Raw genomic sequence first — 26,255 nt, 5'->3', positions numbered from 1 at the left:
GTTCCGTTCTGCCGGAAAGGGAAAGACGATGGCGATCGATACAACGAGCGACAGGAAAGGGGTGGGCAGCGCGTTTGTCGGGGCACTGGCCCTGATGCTTGCCGTCGGCCTGGCGGACACGGCGGCTGCGGCCTCCACCTGCAGCGACTGCCACGGCATGCCTCCCATAGACGCGGCCTATCGCAACATCACTACCGGCGGGTTCAAGGGGAGCCATCAGACCCATCAGCCCGCAACAGCCCCGGCGGGAGCCTGCGCCGTCTGCCACACCGGCAGCGGGTCCTACGCCATGGACCACATGAACGGCACCATCGAGATGGCGTCGAACATCAATGCATCGCCTCTGGCAGCAACCTACGGCAAGGGGGTCTTCTTCAACCAGACCTCCAACCCGGTCATGGGGACCTGCTCCAACGTCAACTGCCATTTCGAGAAGACCACCCCTGTCTGGAGCAGCGGTCCCCTCACCGTGCCCGCCGGTTGTTCCATCTGCCATGGGCTTCCCCCTGCCGATGGGAGCCATCCTGCGGCCACGGCAGGCTCCGGCAGGAAGCATGGTGACTACTACGGTACCGGCACCGGTTCCTGCGTGAAATGTCACCCGGACCATGCGGCGGCGGCCAAGCCCTTTGCCCATGCCTCCAGCGCCGGCAACCGCGGGTTGATCCTCCGTTTTACCGCGGCACCCAATACGGCGGGAACCTACTCTAAGACCGCCAACCTGAACTATCCCAATTACCTGCCGAGCCAGACCACCGCCGCCAACCGCAACGGCACCTGCACGGCCATGTACTGCCACAGCGACGGCAACGGCGGCGCAGCCAGGGCCACCGCCACCTGGGGCGGGACGCTTGCTGCCGACTGTACCGGCTGCCACGGGGGCAACGCCGCTTCGGCCGCTCCCATCATCACCGGGCTCCACGCCCAGCACGTGAACGCCGCAGCGGTCCTCGGAACCACCATCGAATGCGCCCGCTGCCACAACGGACCGGTCAGCGCCGGCAATGACCGTGCGGTTACCGGTGTGGCTGCCCACGTTGACGGCGTCAAAACGGTCGCCTTTGTGGGGGGCGGCACCTGGAATGCCACCGCCAAAACCTGTTCCGCCACTACCTGTCACTCCTCGGGCAAGGCCACGGCTCCCCAGCCGCCAACCCCCGCTTGGACCGGTGCGGCCATGGGGTGCAACGGCTGCCACGGGACCTTGAACCCACTCGGTACCCCCGACTACGCCAGCGGCGGCTCCGGTACGGCCCTGGCCAACAGCCACGCCAAGCACGTGGCCGCGGCCGCCGACTGTGCCCTCTGCCACGCGAACACCACGACCACGGGCACCGCCATCAAGGCCGGATCGACGCTCCACACCAATGGAGCCATTGATGTGAACCTGGACACCACCAATGCTCGGGTGGGGGCCACGGCCACCTGGACAGCCGGAACCAAGACCTGCGCCACTGTTTACTGCCACGGCGCAACCCTCACGGGCGGCACCACAAAGAGCCCCGTATGGGGAGCGACTCTCACCGGTTGCGGCACTTGCCACGGCTTCCCGCCGGCAACTTCCGTTCATACAGGCAAGGTGGCCACCGACTGCACCGGCTGTCACCCCCACGTGAACGCCTCGGGCACCGGCTTCACCGACGCATCGAAGCATATCAACGGAGTTGTGGAGGCTTCGGGCGGCCACGCGGTTCCTTACTACACCCACAAGTCGCCGGCCCCCACCACGGCCCAGTGTTCGGGCTGCCACGCCAATGCCAGCGCAACTGCCCCCTATCCGGCCGGGACGTCTCCCAACTATACGGCGCCAGACTGCCGTTCGTGCCATGTGGTGAAGAGCCCCTACGGCGTTGCCGACTGCTCTTCCTGCCACGGCACCGCCGGCGCTACCGGCGTCAATCTGGGGCGCCCAACCGGCTCCACGTTCCCGAACATCGCCGGCCAGCACGGCAAGTCGGACCACCGGGTGGCCTGCAGCACCTGTCACGGAACCTACGGCACCGGACGTACCGACGGCACCCACGGGCCGGGCAACCACACGCCGTCGACCGTCTCTACCCGGGCCACCAAGGTCAACGTGACGCTGTCCACCTGGAACCCCACCACCCGCACCTGCGGGACGGTCTGCAGCTACAACCACGGTTCGAAGACCTGGTACTGACAATGCGTTGGAGCGTGGTTTCGCGGGGAGGACCGAGTCAGGCAGTCCTCCCCGCGAAACCGCCTTGCGACGGACGGCCAACGGCGGTAAGCTGAAGCGACGGCACTCATCAATCATCCCGGATCACCCCGATCTTCATGGATATCAGGCGATTCTTTCTTTCACGGACAACAGTCATCACCCTGATTGCGCTCCTGTTGGCGGCCGTCGTGGCGGCGTCCCTGGTGCCCCAGGCATTCCTCGCCACTCCCGATCAGATGGTGACCTGGCATCGGGCATATCCGTCTCTGGTCCCCCTGGCCGGGGTCCTGGGGCTTCATCATGTCTTCACCACCCCGTGGTTCGCGGGCATCCTCCTGCTTGCCCTCGTTTCCCTGACCCTCTCCACCGCGGAGCAGTGCCGGTCCGCCTGGCGGAAGACCTTTGCCCCGGCGCCTCCCGTTGATGAGGGGAGAACGGTTCAATTCGGGCGGGAAGAACTGACGGCCCGGCTCAGGCGCCGTGGCTATCTGCCCGTCGCGTCGGGCGAGACGCTCCGCTTCGTCAAGCACCCCTGGGGACACTGGGGCAATGCCTTTCTCCACGGCGGCATGGTGGCGGTCATCGCCGCCTCGCTCCTCATCGCCCTCACTCAGCAGCGAGGTTCCCTCGCCATGTTCGAGGGGGAGGTGTTCTACCCGACCGATCCCTGGAGCGTTGAGGAGAGGGGGCTCCTGGCCGGAAGGCTCGAGCTGCCGGAGCCGGTCCGCCTCGATCGGGTGCGCCTCACCTTCCGTCCCAATAACAAGGTGAGGCAGATCGCATCGGATCTGAGCTTTCTTCCTCCCGGCGCGCCCGAACATCGTGCGACCGTGGAAGTGAACGCCATGGTGAATCGGCGGGGAATCGTGGTGTATCAGTCCACCGACGCGGGGGACGCCTTCAGCGTAGAGTTCACCGATCCAGCCGGCCGCAGCGAGATCTTCCGTCTCCCCATCAATCATCCGGAGAGCCTGGCGGAGGCCGGTTACAACGATTTCCGCTTCCCCTGGAACCCCCTCAAGCTCCAGGCAAAATACTATGTGGATGCGGAGAGTAAGAGAATCGACAGCGAGCGTCCCCTTCTTGTCCTTCGGATGATGGACGACGAGCGGGAAACGGGGCGGGTCTCCCTTACGCCGGGGGCCACCGGCACCCTCGGCGAGTACCGGGTGCGACTTGCCGGCGTGCAGCGCTGGACCACCATCATCTTCGTGAAACTCACCGGCATGTCCGGCGTGTTCCTGGGGTTCTTTCTCATTATCCTGGGGGCGGCCCTGACCTTCTGCACCCCGCCCCGTGAACTGGCGGCCACCCCGAGAGCACCCGGCTGGCGCGTTGCCTGGCGGACGACCCGGTTCGGCGATTTCTACCGGGATGAAGGCGAGGCCCTGCTCAGGGAACTGGAAGGAAAGGGGCAGTTCTGATGACACCGACACCTTCATTCGCCGCCTACGTGGGGGCCCACTGGGCCGCCGTCGTCATCTACGTTATCGCCACCGTCGTCAATGTCTACGGCCTGCTCTTCAGGAGCGAGCCGGCCGAGCGGTGGAGCTATCGCCTGATCTCCGTCGGGTGGATGATCCATAGCGTTGTCATCGCCTATTGGTGGTGGGTGACGGGGCACGGTCCCTACCTCTCCCGCAATGAGGTCCTCTCCTCCGACGCCTGGATCGCCCTCACGGTTTTCATGTGCTTCCAGCGCCTCTATCCACGGGTCCGTCCGGCCAGTATCGTGGTCTTCCCGTCCGTCTTCCTGATGATCGCCCTGGGTCTTTTCTTCGATGTCCAGATCCGCACGCTTCCCCCCACCTTCAGCGGCATCTGGCTCGTGATCCACATTGCCTTCTACAAGATCGCCCTCGGCACCATCCTCATCGCACTGGCCTGCTCCATCTTTCTTGTCCTTAAAAAGCGTACCCCCTTTGCCTGGCTCCAGCGGCTCCCGGACCTGGAGAGCCTGGATCTCCACGCCTACCGCTTCGCCGGCTTCGGCTTCATCATCTGGGCCATCGCCATGCTGGCCGGCAGCATCTGGGCCTACAAATCGTGGGGACGGTTCTGGGGGTGGGACCCGGTGGAAAACTGGTCCCTCATTACCTGGATCCTCTTCGGCATCCACCTCCACCTCCGCCGCTTCTTCCGCTGGAGCGGCGAGCGGGCCGCCTTGTTTTACGTGGTCTGTTTCATTTTCTCCCTGGTGGCGCTCTTCTACACGTCGCACATGGATACCTCGATCCACATGGAATACTTCCGGTAGCGGTGTCGGGCCCCTTTTCGGATTTCCGGATTTTTGTTGACAACCATTTGTATTCACCAATAGAATTGAGAACTTTTGGAATTTTTACTGCAAGAAGGGGGTTCGGATGGCTCAGGTGTTCAAGGTGGCGGTTCTTCCCGGCGACGGCATCGGTCCCGAGGTGATGGCCGAGGCGCTCCGGGTGCTGGATGCCGTGGAGGCAAAATACGACGTGAAGTTCGAGCGGACCCACGCCAACGTGGGTGGCGCCGGCATTGATATCGAGGGGAAAGCTCTCCCCGAAACCACCGTGAACATCTGCAAGGCTGCCGACGCCATCCTCTTCGGCTCCGTGGGCGGACCCAAGTGGGAGTCGCTCCCTCCGGACGAGCAGCCCGAGCGGGGCGCGCTCCTGCCGCTGCGGAAGATCTTCGGTCTCTACGCCAACCTGCGGCCGGCCATCATTTTCCCGTCCCTCACCGGCGCCTCCTCCCTCAAGGAAGAGGTAATAGCCGGGGGCTTCAACGTGCTGGTCATCCGGGAGCTCACCGGCGGCATCTACTTTGCCCAGCCCAAGGGGATCGAAGGCGAAGGGCGCGACCGGGTCGGCTTCGACACCATGCGCTACAGCGTGCCCGAGATCGAGCGGATAACCCATGTGGCCTTCCAGGCTGCCCGCAAGCGGGGCAAGAAGGTCTGCTCCATCGACAAGGCCAACGTCCTCTCCTCGTCGGTTCTCTGGCGCGAGGTGGTCACCGGCATTGCCAAGGAATACCCGGACGTGGAACTCTCCCACATGTACGTGGACAACGCCGCCATGCAACTGGTCCGCTGGCCCAAGCAGTTCGACGTGATCCTGTGCGAGAACATGTTCGGCGACATCCTCTCGGACGAGGCGGCCATGCTGACCGGCTCCCTCGGGATGCTGCCTTCCGCGTCCCTGGCCGAGGGGACCTTCGGCATGTACGAGCCCTCCGGCGGCAGCGCCCCTGACATAGCTGGCCAGGGGATCGCCAACCCCATCGCCCAGATCCTCTCCATGGGGATGATGCTCAAGTTCTCCTTCGGCATGGTCGACGCGGCCGACGCCATCGACAACGCGGTGGCAACGGTGCTTGACCAGGGCTTCCGGACCCGCGACATCTACCAGCAGAAAGACGGCGAGAAACTCGTCAACACCAAGGAGATGGGCGACGCGATCATCGCAGCCCTGTAACGGCTCAACCAAAATTCATTCCCGAAAAAGGAGTTCTGCCTATGAAAGTCGGAATCGTCGGTTGGCGCGGTATGGTCGGTTCGGTCCTCCTCCAGCGGATGGTGGAGGAAGGTGATTTTGGCATCGGCATCGAGCCGGTCTTCTTCTCCACCTCCCAGGCGGGCCAGCCCGCCCCCATGAACGCGGGAACGCTCAAGAGCGCCGATGACATCGCAGAGCTGAAGAAGCTCGACATCATCATCACCTGCCAGGGGGGCGACTACACCAAGGCGGTTCATCCTGAACTCCGCAAGCAGGGATGGCAGGGTTACTGGATCGATGCGGCCTCAACCCTCCGGATGGAGCCCGATGCGGTCATCATCCTCGACCCGATCAACCGCAACGTCATCGACGCGGCCCTGGCCAAGGGGCAGAAGGACTTCATCGGCGGCAACTGCACCGTCAGCCTCATGCTCATGGGACTGGGCGGTCTGTTCCGCGCCGGTCTGGTGGAGTGGATGTCGTCCATGACCTATCAGGCCGCTTCCGGCGCCGGCGCTCCCAATATGCGCGAGCTCCTCTCCCAGATGGGTGTGCTACAGGGAGTAGTTGCCGAGGAGCTGAAGAATCCGGGGTCGGCGATCCTGGAGATCGACAAGAAGGTGACCGCTACCCTGCGCGACGGGTCCATGCCGATGAAGGAATTCGGCGGCTTCCCGTTGGCCGGCAACGTGCTCCCCTGGATCGACCGCGAGGTTGAGGACGGCCAGAGCCGCGAAGAGTGGAAAGGGTTTGCCGAGACCAACAAGATCCTCGGTACCTCCACCCCGATCCCGGTCGATGGCATCTGCGTCCGCGTCGGCGCCATGCGCTGCCACAGTCAGGCGATCACCATCAAGCTGAACAAGGACCTGCCGCTGGCCGACATCGAGCAGATCATCGCCAACGACAATGCGTGGGCAAAGCTGGTCCCCAACACCAAGGCCGATACCCTTGCCCAGCTCACGCCGGCAGCGGTTTCCGGGCTCCTCACGGTTCCCGTGGGCCGCGTGCGTAAGATGAAGATGGGGCCCCAGTTCGTGCAGGCCTTCACCTGCGGCGACCAGCTCCTCTGGGGTGCCGCAGAGCCCCTGCGCCGGATGCTCCGCATCCTGGTGGAAAAGTAGCGGCTCAGCCGCGAACGTACCGTCACGCAGTACCAGGACGCCCCGCCAGCGGGGCGTCTTCACGTTTCCATGCGGACCATCAAACTCATACTCGAATATGACGGCACCAACTATGCCGGCTGGCAGCTGCAGCCCAACGGTCTTTCCATTCAGGAGGTGGTGGAGGGCGCCTTGGCGCGCCTGCTCAAGGAGCCCGTGCGGTTGCGTGCATCGGGACGCACCGATGCCGGGGTCCATGCCCGGGGGATGGTGGCTGCCTTTGACACGGACCGGTCGATTCCCCTGCGCGCGTTTTCGGATGGTCTCAATGCCCTGCTTCCGCCGGACATCGCCGTGCGAAGCGCCGATGAGGCCCTGCCGGGCTTCAACCCGCGGTTTGCGGCCACCGGCAAGCATTATCGGTACACCATCCATCGGGGAGAGCGCCGCTCCCCCTTGGTCCGCCTCCAGTCATGGCACGTGCGGGGGGCGCTCAACCTCGCCGCCATGCGCGAAGCGGCCCGTCACCTGACAGGTGAGCGGGATTTCGCCTCCTTCCGCACTGCCGGCTGTGCCGCACGGACCACCATTCGCCGGGTGGATGCCGTGGAGATCAGTGACGACGGGGAGATGCTTACGGTGGATGTCCATGGCTCGGGCTTTCTGCGCAACATGGTCCGGATCATGGTGGGCACGCTGGTGGAGGTGGGGCGGGGGAAGCTGACGCCGGAGCACGTGGCGCAGATGGTTGTCTGCCCGGGCGTCGTTCCGGCCGGTCCCACCGCTCCTCCCCAGGGACTCTGTCTCCAAAAGGTCCGTTTCTGAGGAAAAGTTTTTGCTTGACAGCGTGTTGAGCCCATAGTACCATCCGTCCTTCGCTGAGAAAAGCTCGGTTTACACATTCATTCCATCCATGCTGTGAGGGTTCGATGAAAACGACGAAGGTTGCAAAGAAAGAAGAAGTGACCAGGGATTGGTACCTGGTTGATGCCGATAACAAGGTGCTTGGTCGCATGGCCACCGAGATCGCCAACATCCTGCGCGGCAAGAAAAAGCCGATCTACACGCCTAGCGTCGATACGGGCGACTTCGTCGTCGTTGTCAACGCCGCGAAGCTTCAGCTTACCGGCAACAAGCTGGCAGATAAGATGTACTATCATCACACCGGCTTCCCCGGCGGCATCAAGTCCATCACTGCCGGCAAGCTCATCGAGAAGAAGCCCGAGGACCTGATCCGCAAGGCGGTCAAGGGGATGCTCCCCAAGAACAAGCTTGCCCGCCACATGCTCAAGAAACTCAAGGTCTATGCCGGCCCCGAGCATCCGCACGAGGCCCAGCAGCCCAAGACCCTCGACATTTAATCGGATTACGAACGAACCATCAGGAGATTACGAATGGCAGGAATCAGCTACTACGGTACGGGTAAGCGCAAGTCGTCGGTCGCAAGGGTCTGGCTCAAGCCGGGCACGGGCGCCATCGTCATCAACAACAAGCCGATCGACGAGTACTTCGGTCGCGAGACCTCCAAGATGATCGTCAAGCAGCCCCTGGAGCTCGTTGAGAAGGTCGGCGCCTTCGACATCTATGTCAATGTCAGGGGCGGCGGTGACTCCGGTCAGGCCGGCGCCATCAAGCACGGCATAACCAAGGCCCTGCTGGAAGTGGATGTTGCCCTGCGTGGCACCCTGAAGAAGGCCGGCTTCATCACCCGCGACTCCCGCATCAAGGAGCGGAAAAAGTACGGCAAGCGGGCCGCTCGCAGAAGCTGCCAGTTCTCCAAGCGTTAATCGGCTTACGCCGTTTTCGGATGGACAGAGGGGAAAACCTGCGGGTTTTCCCCTTTTGCGTATTCAGGTTTCCGGTTCATCGTTCATTTCTCCAGGAAGGGGAGCGTGCCATGCTGAAAGTAGCCGTTGTCGGAGCAAGCGGATATACCGGTGTCGAACTTCTGCGCATCCTCCATTGTCACCCGGAGGTGGCGGTCACCTGCATCACGTCGGAGCAGAGCGCCGGCAAGCCCGTGTCCGACCTGTTTCCGTCCCTGCGGGGGCGCTACGCCCAGGTGCTGGAAAACCTCGAACCGATCCGGGTGGCGGAGAAAGCGGACATCATCTTCACGGCACTGCCCCACAAGGCGGCCATGGAAGTGGTTCCTACCTTCCTGAAGCTCGGCAAGCGGGTGATCGACCTGTCGGCCGACTATCGCTTCAACGATGCCGCCACATACGAGCAATGGTACGAGCCCCACATGAATCCGCACCTCCTGCCCAAGGCGGTCTACGGCCTGCCTGAAGTGCGCCGGGCTGCCGTCAAGGGTGCCAAGCTCGTGGCCAATCCCGGCTGTTATCCCACAAGCGTGATTCTCGGGCTGCAACCGCTCCTGAAGCATAAGCTTATCGAAACGGCGGGCATCATCTCCGATTCGGCCTCCGGTGTTTCGGGGGCAGGGCGTGGGGCCAAGGTGGACAATCTCTACTGCGAGGTCAACGAGGGGTTCAAGGCCTACGGCGTCGGCGGCGTCCATCGCCATACCCCCGAGATGGAGCAGGAGCTGTCGTTGCTGGCTGATGAGCGGATCACTATCACCTTTACCCCCCACCTTGCTCCCATGGATCGCGGGATTCTCTCCACCATCTACGGCAGGCTGCTCACTCCCGCCACTACCGCCGAGCTAGCCGGGCTCTATGCCGAGTTCTACGGGGGCGAGCCCTTCGTGCGGGTCCTTCCCGCCGGCGGTGTGCCGTCCACCGCCCATGTGCGCGGCTCTAACTTCTGTGACATTGGAGTGGTCGTGGATCAGCGTACCGGCAGGGTCATCGTGGTTTCAGCCATCGACAACCTGGTCAAGGGCGCCTCGGGGCAGGCGGTGCAGAATATGAACATCATGTGCGGGCTGCCCGAAGGGCTCGGCCTGGAGGGGCTGGCGCTCGTCCCCTGACGGCGCCTTCCGGCCATGTCGTTTCTCCCTGTCACCCGCGGCGAAGCCCTGAAGCGCGGCTGGGACGAGCTGGACATCGTCTTCGTCACCGGCGACGCCTACGTGGACCATCCCGCCTTTGGCGTGCCGCTCCTGGCGCGCTGGCTCGAGTTCCACGGTTTCCGCGTCGGGATCATTCCCCAGCCGGACTGGCGCTCCTGCGAGCCGTTCATGGCGCTGGGGCGCCCCCGGCTCTTCTTTGCCGTTTCCTCCGGTGCCATGGATTCCATGGTGGCCCACTACACGCCCGCCAGGAAGCTCCGGCACGACGATGCCTACACCCCCGGCAACCGTCACGGCGCCCGGCCCAATCGCGCCACCATCGTCTATACCTCCCGGCTGAAAGAGGCCTACCGTGACGTGCCGGTGGTGATCGGCGGCATCGAAGCGAGCCTGCGGCGCTTTGCCCACTACGACTACTGGGAGGACAAGGTCCGCCGCTCGCTGCTGCTGGACGCCAAGGCCGACCTGCTCGTCCATGGCATGGGCGAGCGCCCCATCCTGGAGCTGGCCCGCCGGGTGCGCACCGGCGAACCGTTCCAGGCCATTGCCGACATCAGGGGGACGGCGGTCGTTCTCGGCCGTGGTGCCGCGCCTCCTGCCGGAGTTGTGGAACTTCCCCCCTTCGAAGAGGTGGCCGCCGACCGTCACCGTTACGCCGAGGCGTTTCGCCTCCTTTCCCGCGAGCAGAATCCGCACTGTGCGCACCCCCTGGTGCAGCGGCACGGCGACCGGACCCTCCTGTGCAATCCTCCGGCCTATCCTCTGGAAGAAGCGGAACTGGACTCGGTCTATGCGCTCCCGTTTCAGCGGGCGCCTCATCCCTCCCATGGTGAGCCGATTCCCGCCTACGAACAGATCCGGGCCTCGGTCACTACTCACCGTGGTTGCTTCGGCGGGTGCTCCTTCTGCGCCATTACCCACCACCAGGGCAAGGTCATCCAGTCCCGCAGCGAACGCTCGGTGCTCGCCGAGGTGGAGCGGATGGCCGCCATGGCCTGGTTCCGCGGGAGCGTGAGTGACGTGGGCGGGCCCACCGCGAACATGTACGGCGTGCACTGCGGCAACACCCGGGGCGGTCACGCGTGCCGCCGGGAAAGCTGTCTCTATCCCTCGCCCTGTCGATACCTGGCGGTGGGCGGGGAGCGGGGAGCCGCTCTGCTGCGGGCGGTGCGGGGTGTCCGGGGGGTGCGGAATGTGGCGGTTTCTTCGGGCATCCGTTACGATCTGATGGAGCGGCAACCCGCCTACTTCCGGGAGCTGGTCGCCCACCACGTGGGCGGATTGCTCAAGGTTGCCCCCGAGCACATGGTTGCGCGGGTCACCGACCTCATGCGAAAGCCCGGCAAGGAGTCCTTCGACCGCTTCTTGGAACGCTTCCGCCGCGAATCCGCCCGGCTCGGAAAAAAGCAGTACATCATACCCTATCTCATGTCAGGTCATCCCGGTTGCACCCTGGATGATATGGTCGAGCTCGCTCTGTTCCTGAAACGGGCGGGGCTGAGGGTTGAGCAGGTGCAGGATTTCACTCCCACCCCCGGAACCCTTTCCACCTGCATGTACCACACGGGGCTCGATCCTTTTGCCGGGGCGCCTGTTCACGTGCCGCGGGGGGATCGGGAGAAGAGGTTGCAGAAAGCCCTGTTGCTCTGGCATCTGCCGACCGAGCGGCGTAACGTGCTCGATGCCTTGCGGGCTTGTGGCAGGGAGTCGGTAGCTCGTGAGCTTCTGGGGGGGGCGGCCGGTGGAGGAGGGGGGCGGTCCGGAAGCGGATTCCGGCCGGGAAGGACTTGACCGGGGTGGTGAGATGTTTTTTAATTGAAGCAGATCGAATTGCCGCCCCGCGAACCCAGGAGTGCCGCCATGCTCGTTATCTGTTGTGTGAAGCAGGTACCCGACACGACTCAGGTGCAGATCGATCCCGTTACCAATACCCTGGTGCGGGAGGGGATCCCATTTATCGTCAATCCTTACGATACTCACGCCCTGGAGGAAAGCCTGCGGCTCAAGGATCGTTATGGCGTTCGGGTGGCCGCTATCTCCATGGGGCCGCCCAATGCCGAAGCAACCATCCGCAAGGCAGTGGCGCTTGGCGTTGACCGGGCGATTCTGCTGTCCGATCGCGCCTTCGGCGGGGCGGACACCCTCGCCACGAGCAATGTCCTCTCCGCCGCAATCCGCAAACTTGCCGAAGAGGACGAAGTGGCGCTGGTCCTTTGCGGGAAGCAGACCATTGATGGCGATACGGCGCAGGTGGGGCCCGGCATCGCCACCCGTCTGGGTATGACCCAGCTTACGCTGGTGGACCGCATCGAGGGCATCGACATGGATGCCCGCACGATCCAGGTGCGCCGCAAGCTGGAGGGGCGGTACGAACTGGTTAAGGGACCGATCCCTGCCATGTTGACGGTGGTGCGGGAGATCAACCGGCCACGCTACCCCGCAGTTCCTGCCCGGCTCATGGCGGCTTCCTGCGCGGTGGAGGTCTGGAACAACGAGGTGTTGCGGCTTGATTCTGCCTCCATTGGACTCAAGGGCTCACCAACCTGGGTCAGCAGGATCTTTTCACCCGAGCGCGCAAAGGGACAGATCCTCGGTGACGGCGAGAAGGACCCTGCCGGGACGGCATGTCTTCTTGTCGATACGCTTCGCGCCAAGGATTTGCTGCCGTTCTAGTTCTCGGAGCGCTTGAGCGGAATCCATCGAGACCCCGGTCGAGGAGAGATAAATTTTCGCTTGACACGTGCGCGATAGTGGATTACAAATCTGATTCTTGTTTTTGCGAAAAAAACTTGACTCTGCGCGTGAAAGCGTGCATAAGAGTTTTTCGCGCTGGCGTAGCTCAACTGGTAGAGCAGCTGACTTGTAATCAGCAGGTTGCGGGTTCAAGTCCTGTCGCCAGCTCCATAAGCAACAAGGCTGTCTTCTTCGTCTGGAGGGATTCCCGAGCGGCCAAAGGGAACAGACTGTAAATCTGTCGTCGAACGACTTCGGAGGTTCGAATCCTCCTCCCTCCACCATACAATCTGCAGAAGTCCCGCATGGTCGGCCGTATACCCAGGAGACCTTAGGTTGCCCGTACTGGGGGCGACGTCGTGCGGAGACTTCAAGACGCTTCGATGACGATTTGGCGGGAGTAGCTCAGTTGGCTAGAGCATCAGCCTTCCAAGCTGAGGGTCGCGGGTTCGAGTCCCGTTTCCCGCTCCAAATTTCACATGCGCCCACATAGCTCAGGAGGTAGAGCACTTCCTTGGTAAGGAAGAGGTCACCGGTTCGAGTCCGGTTGTGGGCTCCACTTATTTCAACGAGAAGCTAATTCTCAAAATTGAACAGCTCGGAGGAATCCTGCATGGCAAAGGCAAAATTCGAGAGGACGAAACCGCACGTCAACATAGGAACGATCGGCCACGTAGACCATGGCAAGACCACGCTGACGGCGGCCATAACCAAGGTATTGGCAGAGCGCGGCCAGGCAGAGTTCCGTGGTTTTGACCAGATTGACAACGCTCCGGAAGAGCGCGAGCGCGGTATCACCATCGCCACGTCCCATGTGGAGTACGAGACCGAGAAGCGTCACTACGCCCACGTGGACTGCCCGGGTCACGCCGACTATGTAAAGAACATGATCACCGGTGCGGCGCAGATGGACGGCGCGATCCTCGTCGTATCCGCCGCCGATGGCCCCATGCCGCAGACCCGCGAGCACATCCTGCTTGCCCGTCAGGTTGGCGTGCCCTACATTGTCGTGTTCCTGAACAAGGCCGACATGGTAGACGACGAAGAGCTGCTCGAGCTGGTAGAGCTCGAGATTCGCGAGCTGCTCTCCTCCTACGACTTCCCGGGTGACGACATCCCGATCATCAAGGGGAGCGCGCTCAAGGGGCTCAATGGCGACAAGGACGAGCTGGGCGAAGAAGCCATCCTGAAGCTGATGGAAGCCGTTGACAACTATATTCCCGAGCCCGAGCGGGCCGTAGACAAGCCGTTCCTGATGCCTGTGGAGGACGTATTCTCGATCTCCGGTCGCGGTACCGTAGCCACGGGGCGTGTGGAGCGCGGAATTGTCAAGGTGGGTGAGGAGGTCGAGATCGTCGGGATCAAGGCCACTGCCAAGACCACGGTGACCGGAGTCGAGATGTTCCGCAAGCTTCTGGACGAAGGCCGCGCCGGTGACAACATCGGTGCCCTTCTGCGGGGGGTGAAGCGTGAAGACATCGAGCGTGGCCAGGTGCTTGCGAAGCCGGGGAGCATCACTCCGCACACCAAGTTCAAGGCCGAGGCGTACATCCTGACGAAGGAAGAAGGTGGCCGTCACACGCCGTTCTTCAACGGGTACCGTCCGCAGTTCTACTTCCGTACGACGGACGTGACTGGCGTAGTAGACCTTCCTGCCGGGACTGAGATGGTAATGCCTGGCGACAACGTGGCGGTGACGATCAACCTGATCACGCCGATCGCGATGGATGAAGGTCTTCGGTTCGCGATTCGCGAAGGTGGCCGTACCGTGGGCGCCGGCGTCGTCAGCTCCATTATCGAATAGTTCGGGCCGGGGCGGATATTATCCGCCCCGGTTTATGTGTGAAGGGATAAGCAATGAGAGATATCATCACCCTCGGCTGCACCGAGTGCAAGCAGAGGAACTACACGACCACCAAAAACAAGAAGAACACGCCTCAGAAGCTGGAGTTCAAGAAATACTGCCGCTTCTGCCGTACCCATACCGTGCACAAGGAAACCAAGTAGCAGCCTGTCGGTTCGGGGCTGCGAGTGTTTCGCGGCCCCCCCTGAACGCAGGCCAGTAGCTCTAACGGCTAGAGCGCCGGTCTCCAAAACCGGATGTTGGGGGTTCGAATCCCTCCTGGCCTGCCATTTTACAAGCATTGTGGGGTCCACGCGTGATCGCCAAAACAAAAGAATTTCTCACGGAAGTCAAAGCCGAGCTTGACAAGGTAACTTGGCCTACCCGCAAAGAAACCGTCTCAACCACCTGGGTCGTTGTCGCGATCGTCCTGCTCATCTCCGTCTATCTCGGCGTCTGCGATGTTGTGCTCGCCAAGCTGATGCGCATCATCCTGGGGTAAAGGACTCAATCAACTATGTCGAAGAAGTGGTACGGGGTACATACGTACTCCGGATTTGAAAATAAAGTGCGTCTTTCTCTTCAGGAGCGGGTCAAGAATCTGGGGCTCGAAGAGTTTTTCGGCGAAATACTCATTCCCTCCGAGACCGTTGTCGAGTTGAAGAAGGGCGAGAAGAAGACGTCGTCGCGCAAGTTTTTCCCGGGTTACATTCTCGTCAACATGGAACTAAACGACGAGACGTGGCATGTGGTCAAGGAAACCTCGAAGGTCACCGGTTTTGTGGGGGGGAACAATCCCTTCGCGATTCCCGACGAAGAGGTCGCGAAGATCACGCGGCGCATGGAGGAGGGGGCTGAAAAACCCCGTCCGAAGGTTGAGTTCGAGGTGGGCGAAACCGTCAGGGTCGTGGATGGCCCGTTCCTCAACTTTGCCGGCGTAGTGGAGGACGTCAAGCCCGACAAAGGGAAGCTGCGGGTCATGGTGAGCATCTTCGGACGCGCAACTCCCGTGGAGCTTGAATTCATGCAGGTAGAAAAGCAGTAGGACGCCGACTCCTGCTGACCAGATACGGAAAACGTCTCGTACGAGAAACAAGGAGTAAGCAATGGCCAAGAAGATTACCGGTTACATCAAGCTGCAAATCCCGGCAGCCAAGGCGAACCCGTCCCCCCCGATCGGTCCTGCACTGGGTCAGCACGGCGTCAATATCATGGAGTTCTGCAAGGCATTCAATGCCAAGACCCAGGCTGACGAAGGGACCATCATCCCCGTCGTCATAACTGTATATGCCGACCGCTCGTTCACCTTCATCACGAAGGTTCCGCCCATGTCGGTGCTCATCAAGAAAGCCGTCGGCATTGAGAGCGGTTCCAGTGTTCCCAATAAGAACAAGGTGGGCAAGCTTACCCGCGAACAGGTCAGGGAAATCGCCACCAAAAAGCTGCCCGACATGAATGCGGCCTCTCTTGAGGCGGCCATGAGGACGGTTGAAGGTACCGCCCGCAGCATGGGCGTTGAAATAGTCAACTAGAGAAAGGGTGGAAAGCGATGCCGAATACTGCGAAAAAGCACAGGGAGGCCCTGGCCAAGATTGACCGGAGCCGGACGTATCCCCTCGTGGAAGGTATAGAGAGCGTTAAGTCCGCAGCCTATGCCAAGTTCGACGAGACCGTCGAGGTTGCCGTGCGGCTGGGGGTTGACCCCCGCCACGCCGATCAGATGGTCCGGGGCGCCGTTGTTCTGCCCAACGGTCTCGGCAAGGACGTTCGCGTCCTCGTTTTCGCCAAGGGCGAAAAGGAGAAGGAGGCCCGCGAGGCCGGCGCCGATTACGTTGGAGCCGAGGATCTTGTCACCAAGATCCAGGAAGGCTGGTTCGAGTTCGATACCGCCATCGCCACCCCCGACATGATGGGCGTTGTCGGCAAGATCGGTAAGCTGCTCGGTCCCCGCGGTCTCATGCCCAACCCCAAGGTCGGCACGGTCACCTTCGATGTGGGGCGCGCCGTGAAGGAGTCGAAGGCCGGTAAGGTCGAGTTCCGAGTCGAAAAGGCCGGTATCGTTCACGCCCCTGTGGGTAAAGTCTCCTTCGACGCCGATAAGCTCAAGGAAAACCTGCTTGCTCTCGTGGAGGCGCTCCTCAAGGCCAAGCCCTCTGCGGCCAAGGGTACCTATGTCAAGAAGATCAGCATCTCTTCGACCATGGGCCCAGGCCTCAACCTCGACATTTCTGATGTCCAGGCAAAGCTTGTCTAGACGTCAATCCATATAAAGCCAAAGTCAAAGACAGCAGGTGTCCGGATGCTCATGTCCGGGCCTAAGCACACACAGGGCCTGCCGAGACTTGTGGTTAGTCGTAGGAATCAGTTATTCCCGCACTTTCTGACTTTGGCTGGGGCTCAGGCCCTCATACCAGACAGAAAGGAGGAAGGCGCTTGAATAAGGAAACCAAGCAACAACAAGTGGCGGAACTGCACGACAAGCTCCAGCGGGCCAAGGCGGTGTTTCTCGCCGATTTCCGCGGCATGAATGTCGAGCAGGCCACGACACTGAGAAATGAGCTGCGCTCGGCGGCCGTCGAGTACAAGGTTGTCAAGAATACGCTGCTGGAGCTTGCTTCCCGCGACACCGACAAAGAGTCGCTCTCCCAGCATTTTGCAGGGCCGACCGCCATCGCCCTGAGCTATGACGATCCGGTCTCCGCTGCCAAGGTGCTGTCGAAGTTTGCAAAGACCCAGCCGAACACCTTCAAGCTCAAAGCCGGCGTATTGACCGGCAAGGCTATCAGTGTTGCCGATATCCAGTCCTTGGCAGACCTTCCGAGCCGTGAGGTTCTCATCGCCAAACTGCTCGGAACGATCAACGCTCCGGTGGCGAACTTTGTTGGCGTTCTGGCTGCCGTACCGGGTAGCTTCGTCCGTGCGCTCAACGCGATCAAGGTCCAGAAGGAAGGCAACTGATTTTTTCAACCATCAACGGTAAGAACACATAACGGAGGAATAGGAAAATGGCAGAAATCACCAAGGCCGATGTCATCAGCTTCATTGAAAATATGACTGTTCTCGAACTTGCCGAGCTCGTGAAGGAGCTCGAGGACAAGTTCGGCGTCTCCGCCGCCGCTCCGGTGGCTGTTGCTGCCGCTGCTGCTCCGGCAGCCGCTGCCGAGGCCGCTGAAGAGAAGACTGAGTTCGACGTTATCCTCAAGAGCGCCGGCGCCAACAAAATCGGCGTCATCAAGGTCGTTCGCGCCCTTACCGGTCTTGGCCTCAAGGAAGCCAAAGACCTCGTTGACGGCGCTCCGAAGCCGGTCAAGAACGGCGTGTCCAAGGAAGAGGCTGAAGAGGCCAAGAAGCAGCTTGTCGAGTCCGGCGCTGAAGTCGAGATCAAGTAAGGCATCAGCCCACTGCTTCAGCATGCAGCCAAGGTCGCCACGCGCGGCCTTGGCTCTTCTATTTTAGTTCTGAAGCGGTGACCGTAGTGACGGGAGTGGGTGCCTAGTTTCCAATAATTCCAGTGGGTTGAATGCCCCAAGGGCATCGCCGAAGGAGAATATATGGCTTATTCAATTGCGAATAACCAGCTTCTGCGCAAGAATTTCGCCAAGATCAAGAAGATCATCGACATCCCCAATCTGATTGACATCCAGAAGAATTCCTACAAACGATTCCTCCAGATCGACACTCCCCCCGAGGCCCGCAAGAACAGTGGGCTTGAGGCGGTTTTTAAAAGCGTCTTTCCCATAAAGGATTTCAGCGATACTGCCTCGCTTGAGTACGTTACCTATACTCTTGGCGCTCCCAAGTATGATGTTGAGGAGTGCCACCAGCGCGGGATGACCTTCGCCGCTCCCATGAAGGTGAAGGTTCGGCTCGTGGTCTGGGACGTGAATAAGGATACCGGCGTCCGTTCCATCCGCGATATCAAGGAGCAGGAGGTCTACTTCGGCGAGATCCCGCTCATGACCGAGAACGGTACGTTCATCATAAATGGTACGGAGAGGGTTATCGTCAGCCAGCTCCACCGCTCACCGGGCGTTTTCTACGACCATGACAAAGGCAAGACCCACTCCAGTGGCAAGGTGCTTTATTCGGCACGGGTAATTCCCTACCGCGGCTCCTGGCTCGATTTCGAGTTCGACCACAAAGATATCCTCTTCGTGCGGATCGACCGCCGCCGCAAGATGCCGGCGACCGTGCTGCTCAAGGCACTTGGCTATTCCGCCGAAGCTCTGCTGAACTACTTTTATAAGAGCGAAGAGATCCTCGTCGCCGCCGAGGGCATGTGGAAGAAAGCCGATCCGGAGCTGCTCGCGAGCCAGAAGGCATCTGTCGACATCGTTGCGCCTAAGACGGGCGAAGTGCTGCTCAAGGCCAACCGCAAGTTCACCAAGGCAGCAATCCGCAAGATGACTGAGCACGGCATCACGCAGATTCCGATTACCATGGAGGAAGTGCTCGGCAAGTATGCCTCCAACGATATCGTTGACCCGTCCACCGGGGAAGTCATCGTAGAGTGCAACGACGAGATCACCCAGGCGCGCCTCGATGACATCAAGGCTAAGGGGATCACTGAGTTCAAGGTGCTCTTCATCGACAACCTCCATGTGACTTCATCGCTTCGCGATACGCTCATCGCCGACAAGATTGCGGCAACGGAAGAGGCTCTCATCGAGATTTACCGCCGCCTGCGCCCCGGCGATCCGCCGACCCTCAAGAGCGCACAGGCCCTCTTCGAGAACCTGTTTTTCAATGCCGAGCGGTATGACCTTTCTGCCGTTGGTCGTCTCAAGCTGAATTTCAAGCTTGGGCTGAACGTTCCCCTCGACTGCCAGACGCTGACGAAAGACGACGTGCTCGAGGTGGTGCGCTACCTGATCGACCTCAAGAACGGCAAGGGCACCATCGATGACATCGATCACCTGGGTAACCGCCGCGTGCGCGCCGTGGGCGAGCTGCTGGAGAACCAGTACCGGATCGGCCTCGTCCGTATGGAGCGGGCCATTAAAGAGCGGATGAGTCTCCAGGAGGTCGAGAACCTCATGCCGCACGACCTGATCAACTCCAAGCCCGTCTCAGCGGTCGTCAAGGAGTTCTTCGGTTCGTCCCAGCTCTCGCAGTTCATGGACCAGACGAACCCCCTCTCCGAGGTTACCCACAAGCGACGGCTCTCGGCCCTCGGACCGGGCGGTCTGACTCGCGAACGTGCTGGCTTCGAGGTCCGCGACGTACACCCGACCCACTACGGCCGGGTCTGCCCCATCGAGACTCCTGAAGGTCCGAACATCGGTCTCATCGCGTCCCTCTCCACTTACGCGCGCATCAATGAGCACGGCTTTGTGGAGACCCCTTACCGCATCGTCCAGGACGGCAAGGTAACAAGCGACGTCAAGTTTTTCTCGGCTCTGGAGGAAGAGGGGCATGCAATCGCCCAGGCCAACGCCGAGATGGACGCAGACGGCCGCTTCGTTAACGAATACGTATCGGCCCGCAAGTCGGGCGAGTTTCTGCTGGTCCACCGGGACGAACTCGAACTCATGGACGTTGCTCCCATGCAGCTCGTCTCCGTGGCCGCATCGCTCATCCCGTTCCTGGAGAATGATGACGCCAACCGCGCACTCATGGGGTCGAACATGCAGCGCCAGGCCGTGCCGCTCCTCAAGGCCGATTCGCCCCTCGTGGGCACTGGTATGGAGCGCGTCGTTGCCAAGGATTCCGGGGTGTCAGTGGTGGCGCGCCATACCGGCATCGTCGAGTCGGTCGATGCCTCTCGCATCGTTGTCAAGATCGACGAGGACGAGTTCGATGAAACCGGCACCGGTGTCGACATCTACAATCTGATCAAGTTCGCCCGTTCAAACCAGAACACCTGCATCAACCAGCGGCCGGTGGTCAAGGTGGGCGACCATGTCAAGCGGGGCGACGTCATTGCCGACGGTCCCTCCACCGACATGGGCGAACTCGCCCTTGGGCAGAATGTGGTTGTTGCCTTCATGCCGTGGGGCGGGTACAACTTCGAGGACTCCATCCTCGTGTCCGAAAAGCTCGTGAAGGACGACCGCTACACCTCGATCCACATTGAGGAGTTCGAGTGCGTTGCTCGCGACACCAAACTCGGCAAGGAGGAAATCACCTCCGATATCCCGAACCTCGGCGAAGAGGCCCTAAAGGACCTGGACGAGTCGGGGATCATCCGGATCGGTGCGGAGGTGAAGCCGGGAGACATCCTCGTGGGCAAGATAACCCCCAAGGGCGAAACCCAGCTTTCGCCGGAGGAAAAGCTCCTCCGTGCCATCTTCGGCGAGAAGGCGGGAGATGTCCGCGATACCTCCCTGCGCGTCCCGCCGGGGGTCGAGGGAACCGTCATCGGGGCCAAAATCTTCTCGCGCAAGGGGGCTGATAAGGACTCCCGTACCGAGATGATCGAGCGGATGGAAGAGGACAAACTGCGCAAGGATGAGCAGGACGAGATCCGCATCATCCGCAATTCCGCCGTGGGCAAGCTCAAGAAGCTCCTCGTCGGCAAGTCCGCTGCGGTCAAGGTGGAGGACAAGAGCGGCCGGACCGTCATCGCCAAGGGTGCCGCCATTACCGAAGAGGCCCTTGACGCGATCCCGCTCGATCGTTGGGACGAGATTTCCGTGTCCGGCGAGGCGGGGGTCGATGAGAAAGTGTCGGCGATTCTCCAGACACTCCAGCAGCAGATCGATATAATCCGTTACGTGTTCGATGACAAGGTCCAGAAGCTGAAGCGTGGCGACGACCTGCCGCCGGGCGTCATCAAGATGGTGAAGGTCTACATCGCCATCAAGAGAAAGCTCCAGGTGGGGGACAAGATGGCCGGGCGCCACGGTAACAAGGGTGTCGTCTCCCGTATCCTCCCCGAAGAAGACATGCCATACATGGAGGACGGTCGTCCGGTCGAGATCGTTCTGAACCCCCTCGGTGTTCCGTCCCGTATGAACGTGGGCCAGATTCTCGAAACCCACTTGGGATGGGCAGCCAAGGGCATCGGCTGGAAGATCGAAGAGATGCTTGAAAGCTACTCGCCGGCCGACCACATCAAGGGCTACCTCAAGGATGTGTATGGCACCACAGAGATGGACACATTCCTTGACTCTCTCGACAAAGACGAGCTCATGAACGTTGCAAAGCGGCTCCAGCGGGGCGTTGCTATGGCATCCCCCGTCTTCGAGGGGGCCTCGGAGGAGCAGATCCGGAGCATGCTCGATAAAGCCGGATTTGATGAAACCGCGCAGGTTTCCCTCTATGACGGCAAGAGCGGTGAGCCCTTCAAGCATAAGGTCACCGTCGGGGTCATGTATGTCCTCAAACTTCATCACTTGGTCGACGATAAGATCCATGCCCGCTCCATTGGACCCTACAGCCTTGTGACCCAGCAGCCGCTCGGCGGCAAGGCTCAGTTCGGCGGCCAGCGCCTCGGGGAGATGGAAGTCTGGGCCATGGAAGCCTACGGTGCCGCCTATGCGCTTCAGGAATTCCTGACCGTCAAGTCCGACGACGTGGCGGGCCGGACGCGGATGTACGAGGCCATCGTCAAAGGCAAGCACACCCTTGAGCCGGGGCTTCCAGAATCCTTCAACGTTCTTATCAAGGAACTCCAGTCCCTCTGCCTCGATGTGGAACTGCTCGAAGGGGATGAAGACTAGCAGCTTGTCCGGGCCGGCCGGCATCGTCCCACCGGCCCGTTGAAACGTACACGGAAAGCACTCACTCCTACGCTGAGGAGGATCAGACATTGGAAGATTTTTTCAGCTTTTTTGATAAACCGAAAGACCCGCTTCACTTCTCGGCCATTCGCATCTCCATTTCGTCCCCGGACAAGATCCGCGAACGCTCTTTTGGGGAGGTCAAGAAGCCGGAGACCATAAACTACCGGACGTTCAAGCCGGAGCGCGACGGTCTCTTCTGCGCCAAGATATTCGGTCCCACCAAGGACTATGAGTGCAACTGCGGCAAGTACAAGCGGATGAAGCACCGCGGCATCGTCTGCGAGAAGTGCGGCGTCGAGGTCATCCCCTCGAAAGTGCGTCGCGAGCGTCTCGGTCACATCGACCTTGCCACGCCCGTTGCCCATATCTGGTTCCTCAAGTCTCTCCCGTCGCGGATCGGCAACCTGCTCGACATCTCTCTAAAGGATCTTGAGAAGGTGCTCTATTTCGAGGCGTATGCCGTGACCAGCCCCGGAGACACGGGGCTTTCCATGGCTGAAGTCCTGACGGAAGACAGGTATCTCAAGGCCCGTGAGGAGCATGGCGACCGCTTCGAGGCCGGCATGGGAGCTGCGGCGATCCGCGACTGCCTCAAGGCCCTCGATCTGGACCAGCTTGCTGAACAGCTCCGGATAGAGATGATGGAGGCAACCAGTGAGGCCAAGCGGAAGAAGACCGCCAAGCGCCTCAAGGTAGTTGAGGCGTTCAAGGAGTCGGGCAACCGCCCTGAGTGGATGATTCTGGAGTGCATTCCGGTCCTCCCGCCGGAACTCCGTCCCCTGGTTCCGCTGGATGGCGGCCGTTTCGCCACTTCGGACCTGAACGATCTTTACCGGCGTGTCATTAACCGCAACAACCGCCTCAAGCGCCTCATGGAACTGCAGGCTCCGGAGGTCATCATCCGCAACGAGAAGCGGATGCTTCAGGAAGCGGTTGATGCCCTGTTCGACAACGGCCGCCGTGGCCGCGCCATTGCCGGTCCCAACAAGCGCCCCCTCAAGTCCCTTTCGGACATGTTGAAAGGGAAATCGGGCCGCTTCCGGCAGAACCTGCTCGGTAAGCGGGTCGACTATTCGGGCCGTTCAGTTATCGTAGTGGGCCCCGAGCTTCGCCTGCATCAGTGCGGCCTTCCCAAGAAGATGGCTCTGGAGCTCTTCAAGCCGTTCATCTATAACAAGCTGGAGGAGAGGGGCTTCGTCACCACCATCAAGAGCGCCAAGAAGATGGTGGAGAAGGAGCGGCCCGAGGTGTGGGACGTGCTCGAAGAGGTTATCAAGGAGCACCCGGTCATGCTTAACCGGGCGCCGACCCTGCACCGTCTCGGCATTCAGGCCTTTGAGCCGGTGCTCATCGAAGGCAAGGCGATCCAGCTCCATCCGCTCGTTTGTACCGCGTTCAACGCCGACTTCGACGGTGACCAGATGGCGGTTCACCTGCCGCTTTCCATCGAGAGCCAGGTGGAAGCCCGTGTACTCATGATGAGTACCAACAACATCCTCTCGCCTGCCCATGGCAAGCCGATCATCGTGCCGTCCCAGGACATGGTTCTCGGGATTTACTACATGACGCGCGAGCGGAATTTCGCCAAAGGCGAGGGCAAGATATTCTCGTCTCCCGACGAGGTCCGCATCGCTTTCGACGCGGGCGAGGTCGACATCCAGGCCCGCATCAAGGTCCGGATGAAGAACGTCCAGGCCGATGAGCAGGAACTGCCCGAGATCATTGACACCACCGTCGGCCGGATCATTCTGCGGGAGATTCTGCCCGAGGTGATTCCTTACTCCGCCATCAATAAGGTGATGAGCAAGAAGGAGCTTACGAACCTGATCGACGTCTGCTACCGCCTGGCGGGTAACAAGGAGACCGTTATCCTGGCCGACCGGCTCAAGGAAACCGGTTTCCGCTACTCGACCCTGGCGGGTATCTCCATCTGCATGAATGACATGGTGATCCCGGAAGGGAAGCAGGTGATCATCGAGAAGGCGACTGAAGAGGTTCAGGAAATCCAGAACCAGTACACCGAGGGTCTCATTACGGATGGCGAGCGCTACAACAAGGTTATCGACATCTGGGCGAAAGCCACGGAGGAGATTGCCAAGGAGATGCTCGACAACCTCTCCAAGGACACGGTCGTTTCCCCGGAGGGGCAGGAGATCAAGATTCCGTCCTTCAACTCCATCCACATGATGGCCGATTCGGGTGCCCGGGGTTCGGCCCAGCAGATTCGCCAGCTTGCCGGGATGCGGGGCCTCATGGCCAAGCCGTCGGGCGAGATCATCGAGACGCCGATTACCGCCAACTTCCGCGAAGGTCTGAACGTACTCCAGTACTTCATTTCGACGCACGGCGCCCGGAAAGGTCTCGCCGACACGGCCCTCAAGACCGCAAACTCCGGCTACCTCACCCGGCGACTCGTGGACGTGGCGCAGGATGCCATAATCACCGAGAATGACTGCGGTACCCTCGACGGGCTTGTCGTCTCCGCCCTCACCGAGGGGGGAGAGATCATCGAGCACATCGGCGACCGCATCCTCGGCCGGGTTGCACTTGACGATATCCTCGATCCGGTCACCGGCGAGGTTCTCGTCGCAGCAAGCCAGGAGATCGATGAAAACCTGGTGAAAAAGGTCGAGGACTCGGGGCTTGAGCGAGTCAAGATCCGGTCAGTGCTCACCTGCCAGAGCAGGCGCGGTATCTGCGCCAAGTGCTATGGCCGCGACCTGGCTCGCGGTCACTTGGTCAACCTCGGTGAAGCGGTCGGCGTCATTGCCGCCCAGTCGATCGGCGAGCCGGGTACGCAGCTCACCATGCGTACCTTCCACATCGGTGGTACCGCATCGCGGCATGCCGAGCAGACCTCGCTGGAAGCCCGGACCGAGGGACGCGTGAAGTTCATCAATATCAACAGCGTTGTCAACTCGGAAGGGCACCACATCGTCATGAACCGCAACGGTGAACTGGCGGTTGTCGATGAGACCGGCCGCGAGCGCGAGAAATACGCCATCGTCTATGGTGCCAAGATCAAGGCTGGTCCCGACCATGTGGTCAAGCCGGGCGAGACCCTTGCCGAGTGGGACCCCTACACCATCCCCATCCTCACTGAGGTTACTGGTCGGATCAAGTTCGGCGACATCGTCGAAGGGGTAACCATGGAGGAGCAGCTCGACGAAGTCACCGGGCTTTCCCGCAAGGTGATCATCGAGTCCCGCGATCCCGACAAGCGGCCACGTATCACGATCAAGGACGAGGCCGGCAAAACCGTCAAGATCAGTGAAATCGCCATGGGCCGCTATTTCCTTCCGGTTGGCGCCAATATCTCGGTCCAGGAAGACTCTTTTGTCAACGCTGGTGACGTTATCGCCAAGATTCCGCGGGAGACCACCAAGACCAAGGATATTACGGGCGGTCTGCCCCGCGTTGCCGAGCTTTTCGAAGCCCGCAAGCCGAAGGACTTTGCCGTCATTTCGGAAATCGACGGTCTCGTCACTTTCGGCAAGGATGCTAAGGGCAAGCGGAAGGTCATCGTTACCCCTGAGATGGGTGAGCCCAAGGAATACCTCATCCCCAAAGGCAAGCACATAAGTGTTCATGAGAACGATTATGTGCGGGCCGGTGAGGCTCTGATGGACGGGTCATCCAATCCCCACGACATCCTGAGGGTCCTCGGCCTCAAGGAGCTCGCGCGGTACCTCGTCGACGAAGTTCAGGAAGTCTACCGGCTCCAGGGCGTCAAGATCAACGACAAGCACATTGAGGTCATTGTCCGCCAGATGCTGCGCCGCGTTCGCATCAAAGACGTGGGGGACACGAGCTTCCTTATCGACGATCAACTCGAACGGTCTGTGTTCGAGGAGGAAAACGATCGTGTCCTCACTAAAGGAGGACGGCCGGCCATCGCTGAGCCGCTGTTGCTCGGTATCACCAAGGCGTCTCTCTCGACGGAGTCGTTCATATCGGCGGCTTCCTTCCGGGAGACGACAAAAGTGTTGACACAGGCTGCCATTGAAGGTAAAGTCGACAGCCTTCGTGGGCTTAAGGAAAATGTTATTATGGGCCGGCTCATCCCTGCTGGGACTGGGCTTTCTCGTTACCGTAACCTCAAGCTTGTTGCCGAGCAGGCTGCCGTTGAAGAGTTTGAGGTGGTTGAGCCCATGCGGCCCCAGGATGACTTTGATGTCGACATGGAGGATGATGTCGACTCGTTTGACGAGTAG

General features: G+C 60.9%; 21 protein-coding genes and 5 tRNA genes. All 26 read left to right on the top strand.

The window, feature by feature from the left end:
* Positions 1 to 28: 28 nt before the first annotated feature.
* The 26 genes from GS_RS14500 to rpoC all read left to right on the top strand — a co-directional run bounded on the left by GS_RS14500 (position 29) and on the right by rpoC (position 26,255).
* On the top strand, positions 29 to 2,161 hold the full coding sequence (locus GS_RS14500; RefSeq protein ID WP_010943511.1) for a CxxxxCH/CxxCH domain c-type cytochrome: 2,133 nt from the start codon (positions 29 to 31) through the stop codon (positions 2,159 to 2,161).
* 137 nt (positions 2,162 to 2,298) lie between these two features.
* Positions 2,299 to 3,606, top strand: coding sequence for a cytochrome c biogenesis protein ResB (locus tag GS_RS14495; RefSeq protein ID WP_010943510.1), 1,308 nt, complete (start codon positions 2,299 to 2,301; stop codon positions 3,604 to 3,606).
* Positions 3,606 to 4,439 carry a cytochrome c biogenesis protein gene (locus GS_RS14490; protein ID WP_010943509.1) on the top strand — a complete coding sequence of 278 codons (834 nt, stop codon included), beginning with the start codon at positions 3,606 to 3,608 and terminating at the stop codon, positions 4,437 to 4,439. The genes GS_RS14495 and GS_RS14490 overlap by 1 nt, the downstream gene beginning before the upstream one ends.
* A gap of 106 nt (positions 4,440 to 4,545) precedes the next feature.
* The gene (leuB, locus tag GS_RS14485) at positions 4,546 to 5,634 is read left to right on the top strand and encodes a 3-isopropylmalate dehydrogenase (RefSeq protein WP_010943508.1); all 1,089 of its coding nucleotides are present in this window, start codon (positions 4,546 to 4,548) and stop codon (positions 5,632 to 5,634) included.
* 41 nt (positions 5,635 to 5,675) lie between these two features.
* The gene (asd, locus tag GS_RS14480) at positions 5,676 to 6,779 is read left to right on the top strand and encodes an aspartate-semialdehyde dehydrogenase (protein ID WP_010943507.1); all 1,104 of its coding nucleotides are present in this window, start codon (positions 5,676 to 5,678) and stop codon (positions 6,777 to 6,779) included.
* Positions 6,780 to 6,848: 69 nt separating this feature from the next.
* Entirely contained in the window at positions 6,849 to 7,583 is a 735-nt protein-coding gene (gene truA, locus GS_RS14475; RefSeq protein ID WP_010943506.1) for a tRNA pseudouridine(38-40) synthase TruA, read from the top strand.
* 104 nt (positions 7,584 to 7,687) lie between these two features.
* The gene (gene rplM, locus GS_RS14470; RefSeq protein ID WP_010943505.1) at positions 7,688 to 8,119 is read left to right on the top strand and encodes a 50S ribosomal protein L13; all 432 of its coding nucleotides are present in this window, start codon (positions 7,688 to 7,690) and stop codon (positions 8,117 to 8,119) included.
* A gap of 33 nt (positions 8,120 to 8,152) precedes the next feature.
* Positions 8,153 to 8,545: a 30S ribosomal protein S9 gene (gene rpsI, locus GS_RS14465; RefSeq protein WP_010943504.1), complete on the top strand. Its 393-nt coding sequence runs from the start codon at positions 8,153 to 8,155 to the stop codon at positions 8,543 to 8,545.
* 110 nt (positions 8,546 to 8,655) lie between these two features.
* Positions 8,656 to 9,696 (top strand): N-acetyl-gamma-glutamyl-phosphate reductase, encoded by a 1,041-nt coding sequence (gene argC / locus GS_RS14460; RefSeq protein ID WP_010943503.1) that lies wholly within the window; start codon positions 8,656 to 8,658, stop codon positions 9,694 to 9,696.
* Between the two features lie 15 nt (positions 9,697 to 9,711).
* A complete protein-coding gene (locus GS_RS14455) occupies positions 9,712 to 11,529 on the top strand; it encodes a YgiQ family radical SAM protein (RefSeq protein WP_010943502.1) in 1,818 nt (605 codons plus the stop codon).
* Between the two features lie 69 nt (positions 11,530 to 11,598).
* Positions 11,599 to 12,411 carry an electron transfer flavoprotein subunit beta/FixA family protein gene (locus GS_RS14450; protein WP_010943501.1) on the top strand — a complete coding sequence of 271 codons (813 nt, stop codon included), beginning with the start codon at positions 11,599 to 11,601 and terminating at the stop codon, positions 12,409 to 12,411.
* A 155-nt stretch (positions 12,412 to 12,566) separates the two neighbouring features.
* Positions 12,567 to 12,642: transfer RNA gene (locus tag GS_RS14445), tRNA-Thr, on the top strand.
* 27 nt (positions 12,643 to 12,669) lie between these two features.
* Positions 12,670 to 12,755: transfer RNA gene (locus GS_RS14440), tRNA-Tyr, on the top strand.
* 110 nt (positions 12,756 to 12,865) lie between these two features.
* Positions 12,866 to 12,942: transfer RNA gene (locus GS_RS14435), tRNA-Gly, on the top strand.
* Positions 12,943 to 12,954: 12 nt separating this feature from the next.
* A tRNA-Thr gene (locus tag GS_RS14430) sits at positions 12,955 to 13,030 on the top strand.
* Between the two features lie 54 nt (positions 13,031 to 13,084).
* A complete protein-coding gene (gene tuf / locus GS_RS14425; RefSeq protein ID WP_010943488.1) occupies positions 13,085 to 14,275 on the top strand; it encodes an elongation factor Tu in 1,191 nt (396 codons plus the stop codon).
* 53 nt (positions 14,276 to 14,328) lie between these two features.
* Complete coding sequence (gene rpmG / locus GS_RS14420; protein ID WP_010943500.1) at positions 14,329 to 14,478, top strand: 50S ribosomal protein L33; 150 nt, start codon at positions 14,329 to 14,331, stop codon at positions 14,476 to 14,478.
* Between the two features lie 49 nt (positions 14,479 to 14,527).
* A tRNA-Trp gene (locus GS_RS14415) sits at positions 14,528 to 14,604 on the top strand.
* Positions 14,605 to 14,630: 26 nt separating this feature from the next.
* The gene (gene secE, locus GS_RS14410; protein WP_010943499.1) at positions 14,631 to 14,816 is read left to right on the top strand and encodes a preprotein translocase subunit SecE; all 186 of its coding nucleotides are present in this window, start codon (positions 14,631 to 14,633) and stop codon (positions 14,814 to 14,816) included.
* Between the two features lie 15 nt (positions 14,817 to 14,831).
* Entirely contained in the window at positions 14,832 to 15,359 is a 528-nt protein-coding gene (gene nusG / locus GS_RS14405) for a transcription termination/antitermination protein NusG (RefSeq protein ID WP_010943498.1), read from the top strand.
* Between the two features lie 61 nt (positions 15,360 to 15,420).
* Positions 15,421 to 15,846 carry a 50S ribosomal protein L11 gene (gene rplK, locus GS_RS14400; protein WP_010943497.1) on the top strand — a complete coding sequence of 142 codons (426 nt, stop codon included), beginning with the start codon at positions 15,421 to 15,423 and terminating at the stop codon, positions 15,844 to 15,846.
* A 17-nt stretch (positions 15,847 to 15,863) separates the two neighbouring features.
* On the top strand, positions 15,864 to 16,568 hold the full coding sequence (gene rplA / locus GS_RS14395) for a 50S ribosomal protein L1 (protein ID WP_010943496.1): 705 nt from the start codon (positions 15,864 to 15,866) through the stop codon (positions 16,566 to 16,568).
* A gap of 179 nt (positions 16,569 to 16,747) precedes the next feature.
* Positions 16,748 to 17,272, top strand: coding sequence for a 50S ribosomal protein L10 (gene rplJ, locus GS_RS14390; RefSeq protein WP_010943495.1), 525 nt, complete (start codon positions 16,748 to 16,750; stop codon positions 17,270 to 17,272).
* A 47-nt stretch (positions 17,273 to 17,319) separates the two neighbouring features.
* The gene (gene rplL / locus GS_RS14385; RefSeq protein WP_010943494.1) at positions 17,320 to 17,703 is read left to right on the top strand and encodes a 50S ribosomal protein L7/L12; all 384 of its coding nucleotides are present in this window, start codon (positions 17,320 to 17,322) and stop codon (positions 17,701 to 17,703) included.
* 162 nt (positions 17,704 to 17,865) lie between these two features.
* A complete protein-coding gene (rpoB, locus tag GS_RS14380; RefSeq protein WP_010943493.1) occupies positions 17,866 to 21,978 on the top strand; it encodes a DNA-directed RNA polymerase subunit beta in 4,113 nt (1,370 codons plus the stop codon).
* Positions 21,979 to 22,067: 89 nt separating this feature from the next.
* Entirely contained in the window at positions 22,068 to 26,255 is a 4,188-nt protein-coding gene (gene rpoC / locus GS_RS14375; RefSeq protein WP_010943492.1) for a DNA-directed RNA polymerase subunit beta', read from the top strand.

The organism is Geobacter sulfurreducens PCA, from assembly GCF_000007985.2.
GTDB classification, from domain to species: domain Bacteria; phylum Desulfobacterota; class Desulfuromonadia; order Geobacterales; family Geobacteraceae; genus Geobacter; species Geobacter sulfurreducens.
Note: the sequence above shows the minus strand (reverse complement) of the source record. Positions and strands in the feature narration are given on the sequence as shown.